This is a genomic window from Piscinibacter defluvii, assembly GCF_004011805.1.
Taxonomy (GTDB): domain Bacteria; phylum Pseudomonadota; class Gammaproteobacteria; order Burkholderiales; family Burkholderiaceae_C; genus Piscinibacter; species Piscinibacter defluvii.
Map to the genome: position 1 here is coordinate 186196 of NZ_ML137196.1, position 16183 is coordinate 202378.

Annotated in this window: 16 protein-coding genes; 12 read left to right on the plus strand and 4 right to left on the minus strand. The window is 70.7% G+C overall.

The genetic code is table 11. The features are described 5' to 3' along the window. Nucleotides 1-98: 98 nt before the first annotated feature. From D9C15_RS00840 to D9C15_RS00865, 6 genes are all read left to right on the plus strand, one after another. The gene (locus tag D9C15_RS00840; RefSeq protein WP_127995533.1) at nt 99-1142 is read left to right on the plus strand and encodes a CobW family GTP-binding protein; all 1044 of its coding nucleotides are present in this window, start codon (nt 99-101) and stop codon (nt 1140-1142) included. Between the two features lie 93 nt (nt 1143-1235). Beyond that, nucleotides 1236-1955, plus strand: a complete 720-nt coding sequence (gene dksA / locus D9C15_RS00845) for an RNA polymerase-binding protein DksA (protein WP_164886606.1) — start codon at nt 1236-1238, stop codon at nt 1953-1955. A gap of 31 nt (nt 1956-1986) precedes the next feature. Further along, complete coding sequence (locus tag D9C15_RS00850) at nt 1987-3699, plus strand: hypothetical protein (protein WP_127995534.1); 1713 nt, start codon at nt 1987-1989, stop codon at nt 3697-3699. A 35-nt stretch (nt 3700-3734) separates the two neighbouring features. Then, entirely contained in the window at nt 3735-4271 is a 537-nt protein-coding gene (hslV, locus tag D9C15_RS00855) for an ATP-dependent protease subunit HslV (RefSeq protein WP_127995535.1), read from the plus strand. Then, a complete protein-coding gene (gene hslU, locus D9C15_RS00860) occupies nt 4268-5611 on the plus strand; it encodes an ATP-dependent protease ATPase subunit HslU (protein WP_127995536.1) in 1344 nt (447 codons plus the stop codon). Before hslV ends, hslU begins: the two co-directional genes overlap by 4 nt. A gap of 61 nt (nt 5612-5672) precedes the next feature. Continuing rightward, nucleotides 5673-6083 (plus strand): potassium channel family protein, encoded by a 411-nt coding sequence (locus D9C15_RS00865; protein WP_127995537.1) that lies wholly within the window; start codon nt 5673-5675, stop codon nt 6081-6083. On the opposite strand, the gene D9C15_RS00870 is transcribed toward D9C15_RS00865, so the two are convergent. Beyond that, entirely contained in the window at nt 6080-6847 is a 768-nt protein-coding gene (locus D9C15_RS00870) for a type III pantothenate kinase (RefSeq protein ID WP_127995538.1), read from the minus strand. The genes D9C15_RS00865 and D9C15_RS00870 overlap by 4 nt on opposite strands. Nucleotides 6848-6868: 21 nt before the next feature. Beyond that, on the minus strand, nt 6869-7531 hold the full coding sequence (locus tag D9C15_RS00875; RefSeq protein ID WP_127995539.1) for a hypothetical protein: 663 nt from the start codon (nt 7529-7531) through the stop codon (nt 6869-6871). A gap of 127 nt (nt 7532-7658) precedes the next feature. On the opposite strand from D9C15_RS00875, the gene D9C15_RS00880 reads away from it, so the two are divergent. The 3 genes from D9C15_RS00880 to D9C15_RS00890 all read left to right on the plus strand — a co-directional run bounded on the left by D9C15_RS00880 (nt 7659) and on the right by D9C15_RS00890 (nt 12178). Beyond that, nucleotides 7659-8501, plus strand: a complete 843-nt coding sequence (locus D9C15_RS00880) for a PPK2 family polyphosphate kinase (protein ID WP_127995540.1) — start codon at nt 7659-7661, stop codon at nt 8499-8501. A 28-nt stretch (nt 8502-8529) separates the two neighbouring features. Next, on the plus strand, nt 8530-11823 hold the full coding sequence (gene icmF, locus D9C15_RS00885) for a fused isobutyryl-CoA mutase/GTPase IcmF (RefSeq protein WP_127995541.1): 3294 nt from the start codon (nt 8530-8532) through the stop codon (nt 11821-11823). Nucleotides 11824-11929: 106 nt separating this feature from the next. After that, nucleotides 11930-12178: a hypothetical protein gene (locus tag D9C15_RS00890; RefSeq protein ID WP_127995542.1), complete on the plus strand. Its 249-nt coding sequence runs from the start codon at nt 11930-11932 to the stop codon at nt 12176-12178. 23 nt (nt 12179-12201) lie between these two features. Here the strand turns inward: D9C15_RS00890 and D9C15_RS00895 are convergent, their stop codons facing one another. Then, nucleotides 12202-13131 (minus strand): LysR family transcriptional regulator, encoded by a 930-nt coding sequence (locus D9C15_RS00895; protein WP_127995543.1) that lies wholly within the window; start codon nt 13129-13131, stop codon nt 12202-12204. Between the two features lie 104 nt (nt 13132-13235). Between D9C15_RS00895 and D9C15_RS00900 the strand changes: the two genes are divergently transcribed. From D9C15_RS00900 to D9C15_RS00910, 3 genes are read left to right on the plus strand one after another with little or no spacing between them, the layout of a single operon-like run. Next, nucleotides 13236-13892, plus strand: a complete 657-nt coding sequence (locus tag D9C15_RS00900; protein ID WP_127995544.1) for a glutathione S-transferase family protein — start codon at nt 13236-13238, stop codon at nt 13890-13892. Between the two features lie 11 nt (nt 13893-13903). Further along, nucleotides 13904-14911 carry a pyridoxamine 5'-phosphate oxidase family protein gene (locus tag D9C15_RS00905; RefSeq protein WP_127995545.1) on the plus strand — a complete coding sequence of 336 codons (1008 nt, stop codon included), beginning with the start codon at nt 13904-13906 and terminating at the stop codon, nt 14909-14911. Nucleotides 14912-14961: 50 nt separating this feature from the next. Next, nucleotides 14962-15387 (plus strand): BON domain-containing protein, encoded by a 426-nt coding sequence (locus D9C15_RS00910; RefSeq protein WP_127995546.1) that lies wholly within the window; start codon nt 14962-14964, stop codon nt 15385-15387. A gap of 30 nt (nt 15388-15417) precedes the next feature. On the opposite strand, the gene D9C15_RS00915 is transcribed toward D9C15_RS00910, so the two are convergent. Beyond that, nucleotides 15418-16164 carry a TerC family protein gene (locus D9C15_RS00915; RefSeq protein WP_127995547.1) on the minus strand — a complete coding sequence of 249 codons (747 nt, stop codon included), beginning with the start codon at nt 16162-16164 and terminating at the stop codon, nt 15418-15420. Nucleotides 16165-16183: the final 19 nt, after the last annotated feature.

Genomic DNA, 16183 nt, shown 5'->3' on the forward strand with positions numbered 1-16183 from the left:
CCGGCCCCGCGCTTGACAGGGCATCGGGCTTGAACCACAGTCTGCGGCCCCCATTTTCCGGCTCCTGCCCCGGCTTCGCGCACCCCGCGCCTTCCATCATGGCCCTGATCCCCGCCACCATCCTCACCGGCTTCCTCGGGGCCGGCAAGACGACCCTGCTCAAGCGCGTGCTGACCGAGGCGCACGGCCAGAAGATCGCGGTGATCGAGAATGAGTTCGGCGACGAGGACATCGACAGCGACATCCTGGTGCGCGACTCCGAGGAGCAGATCATCCAGCTCAACAACGGCTGCGTCTGCTGCACGATCCGCGAGGACCTGCGCTCGACGCTGTCCGACCTGGCGGCGAAGAAGCGCAAGGGCGAGCTCGACTTCGAGCGCGTCGTGATCGAGACCACCGGCCTGGCCGACCCCGGCCCGGTGGCGCAGACCTTCTTCATGGACGACGAGATCGCCGAGAGCTACCTGCTCGACTCGATCCTGACGCTGGTGGATGCCAAGCACGGCAACGGTCAGCTCGACTCGCGCCAGGAGGCACGCCGCCAGATCGGCTTCGCCGACCAGATCTTCATCAGCAAGACCGACCTGGTGGACGACGGCACCGTCGAGGCGCTGATCCACCGCATCAAGCACATGAACCCGCGTGCACCGCAGCGCAAGGTGCATTTCGGCGAGGTGCCGATCGCCGAGGTGTTCGACCTGCGCGGCTTCAACCTGAACGCCAAGCTCGACATCGACCCGGAGTTCCTCAACGCCGACGCCCACGATCATCACGATCATGATCACCACGACCATGATCACGAGCACGGCGAGCACTGCGACCACCCGCACCACCACCATCACGACGACGACGTCAAGTCCTTCGTCTTCAAGTCCGACCGGGCGTTCAACCCGGCCAAGCTGGAGGACTTCCTGGGCGCGATCGTGCAGGTCTACGGCCCGAAGATGCTGCGCTACAAGGGCGTGCTGAACATGAAGGGCAGCGACCGCAAGGTGATCTTCCAGGGCGTGCACCAGCTGATGGGCAGCGACCTGGGCCCGAAATGGGCGCCGGGCGAGAAGAAGACCAGCAAGATGGTGTTCATCGGCCTGGACCTGCCGCGTGACGTGTTCCTCCAGGGCCTGGAGCAGTGTCTCGTCTGAGGCAGCGAAGTGGCTACAATCCGCGCCTCCTGAAATTCGGGCCCGCCCGCTCCTGCCGGAACAGGGTATAAGCGCTGTTGCGAGGAGACACCCGTGAGCAACAAGACCCCGGCCGCCAAGACCCCCGCCAAGAAGACCGCCCCTGCCAAGGCGGCGGCGCCTGCCGCGCCCAAGCCGGCAAAGGCGCCTGCCGCGGCGGCCCCCGCCAAGGAAACGACCCGCGCCGGCGCCACGCCGGTAACGACCGAGGCCCCCGCACCGCAGAGCAGTTCGCGCTTCGCGGACCGCTTCGCGCCGCCGCGCCCGCCGACCCGTCAGATGAACAACCTCGGACTCGATACCCCCAAACCGTCGCACAAGGCGGACCCGAAACTGGCCAACGCCTGGAAGAGCAAGGCCGGCCGCGACCTGACCGAAGCCGAGCTGCTCGCCATGCCCGACTCGGAGTACATGAACGACAAGCAGCTCGAGTTCTTCCGCAGCCGGCTGCAGGCGCTCAAGGACGACCTGCTGTCCAACGCCGGCGAGACCACCGAGCACCTGCGCGAGGACACCTCCATCGTGCCGGACCCGGCCGACCGGGCCACGATCGAGGAGGAGCACGCCCTGGAGCTGCGCACACGCGATCGCGAGCGCAAGCTGCTGAAGAAGATTTCACAGTCGCTGGCCCGCATCGAGTCCGGCGACTACGGTTTCTGTGACGAAACCGGCGAGCCGATCGGGCTCGGCCGGCTGATCGCCCGGCCGACCGCTACACTGTCCCTCGAGGCCCAGCAGCGGCGCGAGATGAAGCAGAAGATGTTCGGCGACTGAGCCGGCTTCGGGACTGCGCCCCACCCCCTCCATGGCGGAATCCAAAGACACCACGAGCTTCTTTCGCAAGGTCGTCAAGTTCGTGGCCAATCCGACGACGGAGTGGTCCGAGGTGGGCGCGCCGACCGACGAGGCGCGCGAGACGGAGTTCGCCAAGTCCGAGCTGAAGGCGATGATCGAGCGCAAGCGGCGTAACGACTTCGTCCGCAAGCGCGAGTTCGACATGCTGCGCAAGGTGCGCCGCGAAGGCCTGTCGGGCGAGCAGCTGGCCGCGCTCGGCGGTTCCTCGCGCATCGACGACTCCGACGGCAAGCTGCTGGTGGCCGAGAGCGGCGCGAAGCAGGAAGCCGGCGTCAAGGCCAAGATCGACGAGATCGAGCAGCAGATGGTGGGCGACGGCTTCACGCCGTCTCCGCGCCGCGGCCCCGAGTTCTACAACGCCCCGACCCAGCCCGCGCCGATGGATGGCACGCCGCGCGCCAGCGCGCGCATGCCCTTGTCCCCGTCGCGCTCGGCCGAGGCGTCCGCCGCACCGCCAACGCCGGCCCAGCCCGCCCCGGCGGCCGCCCCGGCCGCCCCGGTGCTGGCCGCGTTGACCCTGGACAGCGGCGCCGGCGACTTCGGCCAGGCCTTCGCCGTCGAGGTCAGCGAGGTGGCGCACGACCCCGAGCTCGACGAGGCGGTCATCGCCTTCGCCAACGCCGACTTCGAGCAGTGCGAGCAGTCGCTGGCCGCGATGACGGCCCAGGGCGGCCCGCGCGCCGCCCATGCCGAGACCTGGCTGGTGCTGTTCGACCTCTACCGCGCGATCGGCCAGCAGCACAAGTTCGAGAGCCTGGCGCTCGATTACGCCCAGCAGTTCGGCTGGTCGGCGCCGCAGTGGTTCTCGCTGCCGCGCCTGGTGGCCGAGGCCGCCAGCGAGGAGCGCCCGTCGCACGGCGGCGGCGCTCGGCTCGACGGCCAGGTCGGCTGGGCCTGCCCGGAATACGTCGACGCCGAGGCGGTGGCCCGCCTGTCGTCGCAGAGCCTGCAGCTGCCGCTGCCCTGGGTGTTCGACTGGAGCGCGCTGAAGGGCATCGAGCCCGAGGCCTGCGCCAGGTTGTCCGAGCTGTTCCGCAGCTGGATCCGCCAGAAGCTCGACATGCGCTGGCTCGGCGGCGAGAAGCTGTTCACCGTGCTGCAGGATGCGGCGCCCACCGGCGTGAAGGACGCCGACCCGGCCTACTGGCAGCTGCGTCTGGACGCGCTGCGCATGACGAACCGGCCCGACCAGTTCGACGAGTGCGCGATCGACTACTGCGTGACCTACGAGGTGTCGCCGCCGTCGTGGGAGCCGGCCCAGTGCGAGGTGCGCATCAGCGGCTCGCACGCGAGCACGCAGTCGCCGCCGCTGTCGATGGTCAGCGAGGTGTCGACCAGCTTCCTCGAGTCGCGCGCGCCCGACGAGGCGGCCGGCCAGGTGCAGGTGGCGGGTGTCGAGCTGTCCGGCCAGCTGGTGGGCGACATCGGCGCGACGCTGAAGAAGCTCGAGGCCAAGCTCGGCGCGGCGACCATCGTCAACGTCAGCTGCGCGAAGCTGATCCGCGTCGACTTCATCGCCGCCGGCGACCTGCTGAACTGGGTGCTGTCGCGGCGCGGCGAGAGCCGCACCGTCAACTTCGTCGAGGCGCACCGGCTCGTCGCGCTGTTCTTCGGCGCTATGGGGATCAACGAGCACGCGCGCGTTAAAGTCAGAGCCGTCTGACTTGATCTGGCGCCGCCCGGCGCCACATTTCCCCGATGGACAGCTACCACGGCACGACCATCGTCAGCGTGCGCCGCGGCCCGCTCGTGGCGCTCGGCGGCGACGGGCAGGTGACGCTCGGCAACATCGTCGTCAAGGCCTCGGCCCGCAAGGTGCGCACGCTCTTCCGCGAGCAGGTGCTCGCGGGCTTCGCCGGCGCCACGGCCGACGCCTTCACGCTCTTCGAGCGCTTCGAGGCCAAGCTCGAGAAGCACCAGGGCCACCTGGTGCGCGCGGCCATCGAGCTGACGCGCGACTGGCGCACCGACCGCGTGCTGCGCCGCCTCGAGGCCATGCTCGCGGTGGCCGACCGCAGCGCCTCGCTGATCATCACCGGCAACGGCGACGTGCTCGAGCCCGAACACGGCATCGTGGCGATCGGCTCCGGCGGCGCCTACGCCAATGCGGCGGCGCGTGCGCTGCTCGAGCACACCGAGCTCGCGCCCAGGGAGATCGTCAAGAAGTCGCTGCAGATCGCCGGCGATCTGTGCATCTACACCAACCAGCACCACACGATCGAGACCCTGGAATGAAGTCGTCGATGACCCCCCAGGAGATCGTCTCCGAACTCGATCGCCACATCGTCGGCCAGTCCGGCGCCAAGCGCGCCGTCGCGATCGCGCTGCGCAACCGCTGGCGGCGCCAGCAGGTCGACGAGAAGATGCGCGGCGAGATCACGCCGAAGAACATCCTGATGATCGGCCCCACCGGCGTGGGCAAGACCGAGATCGCGCGACGGCTGGCCAAGCTGGCGGACGCGCCGTTCATCAAGGTCGAGGCGACCAAGTTCACCGAGGTGGGCTACGTCGGCAAGGACGTGGACACCATCGTGCGCGACCTGGTCGACATGGCCGTCAAGCAGGAGCGCGAGGCCGCGATGCGACGCCAGCGCACCCGCGCGGAAGACGCCGCGGAGGAGCGCATCCTCGACACCCTCGTCCCCGGACCGCGCCCGAGCGGCCAGGAGATCGGCTTCGGCAGCGGCGCGGCGCCCGACAACACGGCGCGCCAGGTGATGCGCAAGCGGCTGCGCGAGGGCGCGCTCGACGACAAGGAGATCGAGATCGAGCTGGCCGAGCCGAAGCAGGCGCTCGAGATCATGGGCCCGGCCGGCATGGAGGAGATGGCCGAGCAGCTCAAGGGCATGTTCGCCAACCTCGGCGCCGGCCGGCGCAAGACGCGCAAGCTGAAGATCGGCGAGGCCTTGAAGCTGCTGGTCGAGGAGGAAGCGGCGCGCCTGGTGAACGACGAGGACGTGAAGACCGCCGCGCTGGCCAACGCCGAGCAGAACGGCATCGTCTTCATCGACGAGATCGACAAGGTCGCCTCGCGCTCGGAGCACCAGGGCGCCGACGTGTCGCGCCAGGGCGTGCAGCGCGACCTGCTGCCGCTGGTCGAGGGCACGACGGTCAACACCAAGTACGGCATGGTGAAGACCGACCACATCCTGTTCATCGCCTCGGGGGCCTTCCACCTCGCCAAGCCGAGCGACCTGATTCCGGAGCTGCAGGGGCGCTTTCCGATCCGCGTCGAACTCGGCTCGTTGTCGGTGGCGGACTTCGAGGCGATCCTGACGCAGACCCACGCCAGCCTGGTCAAGCAGTACCAGCTGCTGCTGGCCACCGAGGGCGTGACGCTGGAGCTCGCGCCGGAGGCGATCCGCCGCATCGCGCAGATCGCCTTCGAGGTCAACGAGCGCACCGAGAACATCGGCGCGCGGCGCCTGGCCACCGTGCTCGAGCGGTTGCTCGACGAGATCAGCTTCGACGCGCCGAACCTCTCCGGCCGCACGCTGACGATCGATGCCGCGGCGGTGGACGCCAAGCTCGCCGAGCTGGTGAAGAACGAGGACCTGTCGCGCTACATCCTCTAGGGCCGTCGCCGGCTTGCCGGCGCTCAATCGCGCCGGCGCGGCGGCGGCCTAGTCTTGCGGCATGGCCAGCTTCTGGCACCTGCCGCATTCGACCGCCCACTGGAGCATCCTGCAGCGCCTGGTGCTGCAGCTCGCCATCGCCGCGCTGCTGCTGGTGGGCTGCGGGGCCGTCTACTGGCACATCGAGCCGCAGACGCCGCACTTCAGCGACGGGCTCTGGCTGGCCTTCGTCACCGCCTCCACGATCGGCTACGGCGACCTGATCCCGAGCACCCACGCCTCGCGGCTGTTCTCGGTGTTCGTGGTGCTGCTGGGCTTCGGCGTGCTGTCGCTGGTCACCGCCGCCATCGCCGCCACCTGGGTCGAATCGCAGGAGCGCCGCATCGAGCGCGAGATCCTGCACGACCTGCACCGGCAGCTGAAGTTGCTGCGCGACGAGGTGGCGGCGCTGCGGGAGAGGATCGACCGCTAGAGCGCCAGCCGGTGCGCCTGCAGCTGCAGCAGGCCCTCGAAGATCAGCGTGTCGACGGTCTCGAAGGGCAGCTCGGTGATCGGCGCCAGCTTGACCGCCGCACCGCCGCTCATGATCAGCGCCGGATCGGCGCCGGTGTGCGCGCGCAGGCGCCGGTGCATGCGCTCGATCGCACCGGCCAGCGCGTCGGCGCCGCCGCTCATCAGCGCGTCGCTGGTGTTGGTCGGGAAGGCGACCGCCTCGCCGGTGGGCGCCTTCAGGCCGGCGGTGCCCATCTCGAGCGCACGCAGCATCAGGCCGAAGCCGGGCAGGATCAGGCCGCCGAGAAAGCGGCCGGAGGCGTCCATCGCGTCCACCGTCACCGCGGTGCCCACCATCACCACCAGCGCGGGGCGCGCCGGCCCGGTGGCGAGCACGCGGTGGCGCGCACCGATCAGCGCCACCCAGCGGTCCACGCCGAGGCGGCCCGGGTGGTCGTAGCCGTTGACCACGCCGCAGGCCGCGGGCGCCGAGTGCACCCAGCGCGGCTCCACGTCCCACAACTCGAGCTGCTCCTCGACACGCCGCCGGATCGCCTCGCCGGCGACCAGGCAGCCGAGCATGCTGGCCGGGGGACGCAGGCGCTTCCAGTCGCCGTCGGCCAGGCCGTCGATGGTCTCGAGGAACACCGCGCCATGCGCCAGCAGCGCGGCGCCGGGTTGCGGCGAGGCGTACTGCGCCCACTTCAGCCGCGTGTTGCCGACGTCGATGGCCAGGAAGCTCATGCGTCCGTGATGCGAGCGCCGTCAGGCCATGGTCGACGAATCCGCCGGCTGCCCGATCAGCTCGTTGACACGGCGCAGCAGCAGCGTCGCCGCCAGCGCGCGGTGCGGCTTGTGCACCCGGGACTCGACCTCCTCGATCAGCTCGGCCAGGTCGGCGCGGGTGCGCGCGCGGCGCAGGCGCATCAGCGTCAGCGAGCCGGCCACCGGCGCCTCGGCGCGCACGGCGCGCAACATCAGGTCGCGTGCCTCCTCGAGCGCCGGGTCCAGGTCGGCCAGGTCGCCGTGGCCGGTCTCCACGGCCGCCCAGGGCTCGGCCGGGCCGAGGTCGCCGTTCAGGGTCGATTCGGGGTGCAGCGATTGGGCCGAGGGCAGCAGCGAATCGTCGTCCACCGGCAGCGGCACGTCGATCGGCAGCGGCATCGGCCGGGTGGCCTCGAGCACCGCCAGCGGCAGGGTGGGCAGCGGCAGCGCGATCAGGCCCAGCGCGAGCAGCTCGTCGTAACACGCCGCCGGCACGCCGGCCTGCGCGGCCAGGCGCTTGACCTCCTCGGCGCTGCGCCGCCCGTCCACCAGCAGCAGCATGGTGCGCTGGCGCTGGCCGAGCCTGCGCGAGCGTGTCGCGATCTCGTCCAGTCCGTCGGCGGTCTTGATCGGTGCGTTGCCCGCGGCCACGGTGCTCTCCATGCCCACCGCACGGGTGCGGCGGATCCCAACGGCGCGCATTGTGAGGCCAAACCGCGCCGCACCGGCAGGCTGCGGATACACTTCCAATTGACGTATACGTCAATTGCGACGGCATCCGGAGAACTGCATGGCTCGCAGCAAGGCATCCCTCGCCGACCACCAGCACCGCAGCGCCGGCAGCGGGCGCGGCGGCAAGCCGTTCGACCTGACCAGGCACGACCCGCGCACCAAGCCGTTCTCGAGCGGCAACAAGGCGCGCGACAAGGCACGCGTGGAGACGCTCGCCCTCGAGGTCGACCGGCTGCAGGACCTGTTCTACGCCGACCGGCGCTTCAAGCTGCTGGTGGTGCTGCAGGGCACCGACACCGCGGGCAAGGACGGCACGATCCGCGGCGTGTTCGGCAAGACCAGCGCGCTGGGGGTGCACGCGGTCGGCTGGAAGGCGCCGACGCCGGAGGAGAAGGCACACGACTTCCTCTGGCGCATCCACCAGCGCGTGCCGGGCGACGGCGAGATCGTGATCTTCAACCGCAGCCACTACGAGGACGTGCTGGTGCCCGCGGTCAACGGCTGGATCACGCCGGCGCAGGTGAAGCAGCGCTACGAGCAGATCAACCAGTTCGAGCGCATGCTGACCGAGAACGGCACGGTGATCTGCAAGTTCATGCTGCACATCAGCAAGGAAGAGCAGCGCGTGCGCCTGCAGGAGCGCCTGGACGACCCGACCAAGCACTGGAAGTTCGCTGCCGGAGACCTGGAGGTGCGCAAGCAGTGGGACGCCTACCAGCAGGCGTACAGCGACGCGATCGCCGCCACCGGCACGCCCTGGGCGCCCTGGACCATCGTGCCGTCGGACTCGAAGACACACCGCAACCTGATGATCGGCACCGCGGTGGTCGAGACGCTGCAGGGCCTGAAGCTGCGCTACCCGCCCGGCAGCCCCGAGCTCTCGGCCATCCGCGTGCAGTAAGACACGCCCGACACAACGGAGACAACCCGTGACCGACCTTTCCGCCGAATACCAGGCGCTGGCCGACTACCGCCCGACGCACAAGGTGCGCTTCGTCACCGCGGCCAGCCTGTTCGACGGCCACGACGCGGCGATCAACATCATGCGCCGGCTGCTGCAGGGCATGGGCGCGGAGGTGATCCATCTCGGCCACAACCGCTCGGTCGACGAGGTGGTCACCGCCGCGCTCCAGGAGGACGTGCAGGGCATCGCGATCAGTTCCTACCAGGGCGGGCACGTCGAGTACTTCAAGTACATGATCGACCTGCTGCGCCAGCGCGGCGGCGAGCACATCCAGGTGTTTGGCGGCGGCGGCGGGGTGATCGTGCCGGCCGAGATCGCCGAGCTGCAGTCCTACGGCGTGGGCCGCATCTACAGCCCGGAAGACGGCCAGCGCATGGGCCTGGCCGGCATGATCGGCGAGATGCTGATGAGGAGCGATCGCGACCCGGCGGCGCAGGCGCCGCGCGACGTGGCGGCGCTGCAGGGCCACACCGAGGCCGCCTGGCGTGCCCTGGCGCAGGCCATCAGCGCCCTGGAGAACGGCCGCGCCGATCCGGGCTTCCGGGCCGCGCTGCACGAGCAGGCGAAGGGCACGCGCATCCCGGTGCTCGGCATCACCGGCACCGGCGGCGCCGGCAAGTCGAGCCTGACCGACGAGCTGATCCGCCGCCTGCGGCTCGACCAGGACGACCGGCTGCACGTCGCGGTGATCAGCATCGACCCGTCGCGCCGCAAGAGCGGCGGCGCGCTGCTGGGCGACCGCATCCGCATGAACGCGATCGGGCCGTGGCAGAGCGGAGCGCGCGTCTACATGCGCAGCCTGGCCACGCGCGAGGCCGGCAGCGAGATCAGCGCCGCGCTGCCGGAGGTGATCGCCGCCTGCAAGGCCGCGGGCTTCGACCTGGTGATCGTCGAGACCTCGGGCATCGGCCAGGGCGACGCGGCCATCGTGCCGCTGGTGGACGTGCCGATGTACGTGATGACGCCCGAGTTCGGCGCCGCCAGCCAGCTCGAGAAGATCGACATGCTCGACTTCGCCGAGTTCGTGGCGATCAACAAGTTCGACCGCAAGGGCGCGGCCGACGCGCTGCGCGACGTGGCCAAGCAGGTGCAGCGCAACCGCCAGGCCTTCGGCGCCAGGCCCGAGGCGATGCCGGTGTTCGGCACCATGGCCAGCCGCTTCAACGACGACGGCGTCACCGCGCTGTACCAGGCGCTGAAAGCCCGCCTGGCCGGGCTCGGCCTGGCGCTGGCCGACGGCCGGCTGCCCGCCGTGGCCACGCGCCACAGCACGCACCAGACGCCCATCGTGCCGGGCGCGCGCGTGCGCTACCTGGCCGACATCGCCGACAGCGTGCGCGGCTACAAGCGCCACGCGCGCGTGCAGGCCACGCTGGCGCGCGAGATCCAGCAGCTTCGCGCGAGCGCGCGCATGCTCTACGAGGCGATCCCGACCAAGCACAAGGCGCGCGACGCGCTCGAGGAACAGGCGCAGATCCGCGAGGCGAAGCTCGATCCGCGCGCCAGGAAGCTGCTCGCCATGTGGCCGGACACCGTGAAGGCCTACGCCGGCGACGAGTACGTGGTGAAGATCCGCGACCGGGAGATCCGTACCGGCCTGGTCCACACCACGCTCTCGGGCAACAAGATCCGCAAGGTGGCGTTGCCGGCCTTCGAGGACCACGGCGAGCTGCTGAAGTGGCTGATGCTCGAGAACGTGCCGGGCTCGTTCCCCTACACGGCCGGCGTGTTCGCCTTCAAGCGCGAGAACGAGGACCCGACGCGCATGTTCGCCGGCGAGGGCGACGCCTTCCGCACCAACCGGCGCTTCAAGCTGGTCAGCGAGGGCATGCCGGCCAAGCGCCTCTCGACCGCGTTCGACTCGGTCACGCTGTACGGCCACGACCCCGACCTGCGTCCGGACATCTACGGCAAGGTCGGCAACTCGGGCGTCAGCATCGCCACGCTCGACGACCTGAAGGTGCTGTACTCGGGCTTCGACCTGTGCAGCCCGAGCACCAGCGTCTCGATGACGATCAACGGGCCGGCGCCGACCATCCTCGCGATGTTCATGAACGCGGCGATCGACCAGCAGCTCGAGAAGTTCGCCGCCGACAACCGCCGCGAGCCGACCGACGACGAGGCGCAGAAGATCCGCGCCTGGACGCTGGCCAACGTGCGCGGCACCGTGCAGGCCGACATCCTGAAGGAGGACCAGGGCCAGAACACCTGCATCTTCTCGACCGAGTTCAGCCTCAAGGTGATGGGCGACATCGCCGAGTACTTCGTGCACCACCAGGTGCGCAACTTCTACTCGGTGAGCATCTCCGGCTACCACATCGCCGAGGCCGGCGCGAACCCGATCTCGCAGCTCGCCTTCACGCTGGCCAACGGCTTCACCTTCGTCGAGGCCTATCTCGCGCGCGGCATGCACATCGACGACTTCGCGCCCAACCTGAGCTTCTTCTTCAGCAACGGCATGGACCCGGAGTACACCGTGCTCGGCCGCGTGGCGCGGCGCATCTGGGCGGTGGCGATGCGCGAGCGCTACGGCGCCAACGAGCGCAGCCAGAAGCTGAAGTACCACATCCAGACCAGCGGCCGCTCGCTGCACGCGCAGGAGATCGCGTTCAACGACATCCGCACCACGCTGCAGGCGCTGATCGCGGTCTACGACAACTGCAACTCGCTGCACACCAACGCCTACGACGAGGCGATCACCACGCCCACCGAGGAGAGCGTGCGCCGCGCGATGGCGATCCAGCTGATCATCAACCGCGAGTGGGGCCTGGCGAAGAACGAGAACCCGAACCAGGGCGCCTTCGTGATCGACGAGCTGACCGAGCTGGTGGAGGAGGCCGTGCTGGCCGAGTTCGAGAAGATCGCCGAGCGCGGCGGCGTGCTCGGCGCGATGGAGACCGGCTACCAGCGCAGCAAGATCCAGGAGGAATCGCTGCACTACGAGATGCTCAAGCACACCGGCGAGTACCCGATCGTCGGCGTCAACACCTTCCGCAACCCGCATGGCGACCCGATCCCGCAGAGCCTGGAGCTGGCGCGCTCGACCGAGGCGGAGAAGCAGAGCCAGCTGCAGCGACTGGCCGACTTCCACGCCCGCCATGCCGCCGACGCGCCCGCGATGCTGCAGCGGCTGCAGCAGGCGGTGATCGCCAACGCCAACGTGTTCGAGGTGCTGATGGACGCGGTGCGGGTCTGCTCGCTCGGGCAGATCACCCGCGCCCTGTTCGAGGTGGGCGGGCAGTACCGGCGCAGCATGTGAGCGGCCGTCGGCGCCAGACGGCTGGTTACAACTTAGGGACACGGGCCCCTTGTTCATGGGGGGGTAGGGCGACTATGGTTGCGAGGAATCACATCAAGTCGTCGCCATGGGCCTGCCGATCGTCACGCTGTCCCGACTGATCGACCGGAAGCAGTTCCGGAGCCTGCCCGCCGGTGTGGCGTGGCGGCTGCCCGCCACGGTGCTTCTACTGGCCCTGGTGCTGCCGGTGCTGCTGGCCGCTGCGGTGGCCACCCTGCCTGTCGTTCTGACCGCGGGTCTGGCCGTCGGATTGCGCCGGGCCTGGCAACGGCAGGCCCAGCGCCTGCACGCCCGCGGCGATCGGCCCAGGCGCTGATCGGTACCGAGGCGGCACCGAGCTCAGGCGAACCGGCCGTTGAGCACCGGTTCGCCCTGCAGCCGTTGCACCGCCAGGTCGACGAAGGCGCGTGTCTTGGCCGAGGGCTGGCGCCCTTCGGCATGGACCAGCTGCACCGGCACCGGTTCGGGCTCGAACTCCGGCAACAGCACCACGAGCCGGCCGGCACGCACCTCCGCAGCCACCTGGTAGGCCAGCGCGCGGGCCAGGCCGAAACCGGCCACCGCGGCGGCGATCACCGATTCGCTGGTGTTGGCCTGCAGGCGCCAGCGCGGCTGCACGGCCAGCGCATCGTCCGGCGGGCGGCGTCCGGGCAGGCGGAACACCCAGGGCCCGGCCGGTGAGCCGCTGCTGCTGAAGCCGATGCCGGCATGCCGTGCCAGGGCCGCCGGTTCGGCCGGAGTGCCGTGTTCGGCCAGGTAGGCCGGCGCACCGACCAGCACGCGCCGCAGAGCGCCGACGCGCCGCGCATGCAGGCCCGAGTCCGGCAGCCGTGCGATGCGCACCGCCACGTCGAAGCCCTCGTCCAGCAGGTGCACGATGGCGTCGGCGAACTGGCAACGCACGCTGATGCGCGGCTGGGCGCGCAGGAACTCGTGCACCAGCGGCTCGACATGCAGGCGCCCGAACAGCAGCGGCGCGGTGATCGACAGCTGCCCCTGCAGCTCCCGGTGCGCGCCGCCGGCCACCGCCTCGGCCTCGGCCAGCTCGCCCAGCAGGCGCCGGCAGTCGGCGAGGAAGCGCTCTCCGGCCTCGGTCAGGGCCACGCTGCGGGTGGTTCGGCGCAGCAGCTGCGCGCCCAGACGGCGCTCCAGCGCCAGCACGGCGCGGGTCACCGCCGGCGGCGAGAACCCGAGCTGGCGCGCCGCCGGCGCAAAGCCGCGCGCCTCGGCCACGGCCACGAACACCCGCATGGTCTCCAGTCGATCCATTCGATCATTCCACGCCGCGCAACGATGAACTGTCAACCATGGGCGTTCCATTGCCGCCGATCGGCGACGAGGATGCATCCCCTGCCCCACCCCGAGAGCCTCCCATGACCGCACCCGCCCCCGCCCGCCCGATCCGCCTGCACCGCTTCCTGCTGTCCGGCCACGCGCACCGCGCCGAGCTGTTTCTCTCGCTGCTCGGCCTGCCGTACGAAACCGTCGAGGTGAACCTGGTGCAACGGGCCCAGAAGCGCCCGGAGTTCCTGGCGCTCAACCCCTTCGGCAAGGTGCCGGTGATCGAGGACGACGGCACGGTGGTGGCCGACAGCCACGCCATCCTGGTCTACCTCGCGCTGCGCTACGACCCGAGCGAACGCTGGCTGCCGCGCGATCCGCTGGTGGCCGCGCGGGTGCACCAGTGGCTGGCGCTGTCGGCCGGTCCGCAGGTCAACGGCGCGGCCAGCGCGCGCTGGGCGACGCTGACCGGCAAGCCCGTGCCGCAGTCCACCATCGACACCGCGCTCGAGCTGCTCGGCCAGATGGAACGGCACCTGCAAGGCCGCCACTGGCTGGTGGGCGAGCATCCGACCATCGCCGACCTGGCCCTCTACACCTACAACGCCCACGTGCCCGAGGGCGGCGTGTCGCTCGAGCCCTACCCGGCGCTGCGCGCCTGGCTCGCACGTGTCGAGGCCTTGCCCGGCTTCCTCGACCTGCCGCGCGGCGACGCGCTGCAGGCCGCACTGCGCGCCGCGCTCGGCTGAGGAAGTCGGCGATGGACCACCCCTTCCACCCCGGCGAACTGGCGCTGCAGGAACGCGCCGGCGTTCGCGAGCAGATGGCGCCGCTCGGCGCGCGAATAATCCGCGACCACATGCCCGACCAGCACCGCGAGCTGTTCGGCAAGCTGCCGACCCTGCTGGTGGGCAGTCTGGACGCGTCGCGCCGCCCCTGGGCCTCGCTGCTGGCCGGGCGTCCCGGCTTCGTGCACAGCCCGGATGCGCGCACCTTGCGCATCGATGCGCGGCCCGACGCCGCCGACCCGCTGGCCGGCCAGCTCGCCCTGGATGCCCGGCTCGGCCTGCTCGGCCTGGAGCCGGCCACGCGGCGGCGCAACCGCATGAACGGCCGGGTGGTCGCGCTCGATGCGGCCGGCTTCACGGTGGCGGTCGAGCAGAGCTTCGGCAATTGCCCGCAGTACATCCAGGCGCGCGAACCGGCCTGGGTCGAGCGCACCCAGCCGCCGGCGCAGCAGTTCGCGGCCACGCTGCCCGAGGCCGCCGCGGCCCTGGTGCGCCGCGCCGACACGCTGTTCATCGCCTCGGCCGCGCTCGGCGACGGCACAGCCGGCGGGGTGGACGTGTCGCACCGCGGCGGCCGGCCCGGCTTCGTGCGCGTGCAGCGCCTGCCCGGGGGCGGCGAGCGCCTGAGCTTCCCCGACTTCCGCGGCAACAACCTGTTCAACACGCTCGGCAACCTGGCCGCCTGGCCCTGGGCCGGGCTGCTGTTCTTCGATCCCGCCTGCGGCGACCGCCTGCAGCTCAGCGGCCGCGCGACGGTCGATTGGGACAGTGCCGACGTGGCCGGCTTCGCCGGCGCGCTGCGTGTCGTGCATGTCGATGTCGTGGCCGGGGTCTGGGCGAGCGCGGCGCTGCCGCTGCGCTGGTCGACCGCGGTCGAGGCGCCGCAGCTGGCCGCCACCGGCCGCTGGCCCGGCGTGTCGGACCCGTCCGACAGCGCGGCGGGCGGCCGGCCGATGGAGGCGCCGCGGGGCGACGCCTAGCCTTGAGTCGTCGGCATCACCCGGTGCCGCCCGAACCAAGGAGATCCAGGATGAACACGTCCCTCAAACGCACGCTGCCGCTGGCCCTGGCCGTCGCCGGTGCGCTGTCGCTGGCGGCCTGCGACCGCGGCGAGCAGCGCAGCGCCGGCCAGGCGGTCGACGAGACCCTCGCCAAGGTGGAGCAGAAGTCCGAGGCCGCGGCCGACACCGCACGCCAGGCGGCCGAGCAGGCCGGCGACAAGGTCGCCGCCGTGGCGCGCGACGCCGCGATCACCGCGGAGGTCAACGCCGCGCTGGCGCGCGACCCGGCGCTGTCGGCGCTGAAGGTCGACGTCGACACCTCCGAGGGCCGCGTGGTGCTGCGCGGCAGCGCACCCGACGCCGCGGCGCGCGAGCGGGCCACGCGCCTGGCCGCCGACGTCAAGGGGGTGATGGCCGTCGAGAACCTGATGAGCGTCGCCGCGCCGAGCTCGTGACGGCCCGCCGGGCTGCGCCGCTGCGATCGCTCAGGGCAGGTCCTTGCGCAGTTGCACCGGCGCGACCATGCGCTTGCGCAGCCGGATGTTGATCATCTCCACCGCCACCGAGAAGGCCATCGCGAAGTAGATGTAGCCCTTGGGCACGTGGGTGTCGAAGCCCTCGGCGATCAGCGTCACGCCCACCAGCACGAGGAACGAGAGCGCGAGCATCTTGATGGTCGGGTGGCGGTCGACGAACTCGCCGATGCTCTTGGCGGCGAACATCATCACCGCCACCGAGATCAGGATCGCCAGCACCATCACGCTGACCTGGTCGGCCAGGCCGACGGCGGTGATCACCGAGTCGAGCGAGAAGATGATGTCGATCACCGCGATCTGCACCAGCACGCCGGCGAAGGTGGCACGCGCGGCGGCCGCGGCGCCCTCCTCCTCGGGCTCGCCCTCCAGCGAGGCGTGGATCTCGTGCACGCTCTTCCACAGCAGGAACAGGCCGCCGCCGATCAGGATCAGGTCGCGCCCGGAGATCTCCATGGCGAAGGCCGTGAACAGCGGCTCGGTCAGCCGCATGATCCAGGCCAGCGACAGCAGCAGCAGGATGCGCGAGAGCATCGCCAGCGACAGGCCGAGCCGGCGCGCCAGGTCACGCCGCTCGGCGGGCAGCCGGCCGACCAGGATCGAGATGAAGATGATGTTGTCGATGCCGAGCACGATCTCGAGCGCGGTCAGCGTCGCCAGCGCGATCCAGGCATTCGGATCGGCGATCCATTCGAACATTGGTCTCCCCCCACCCTCG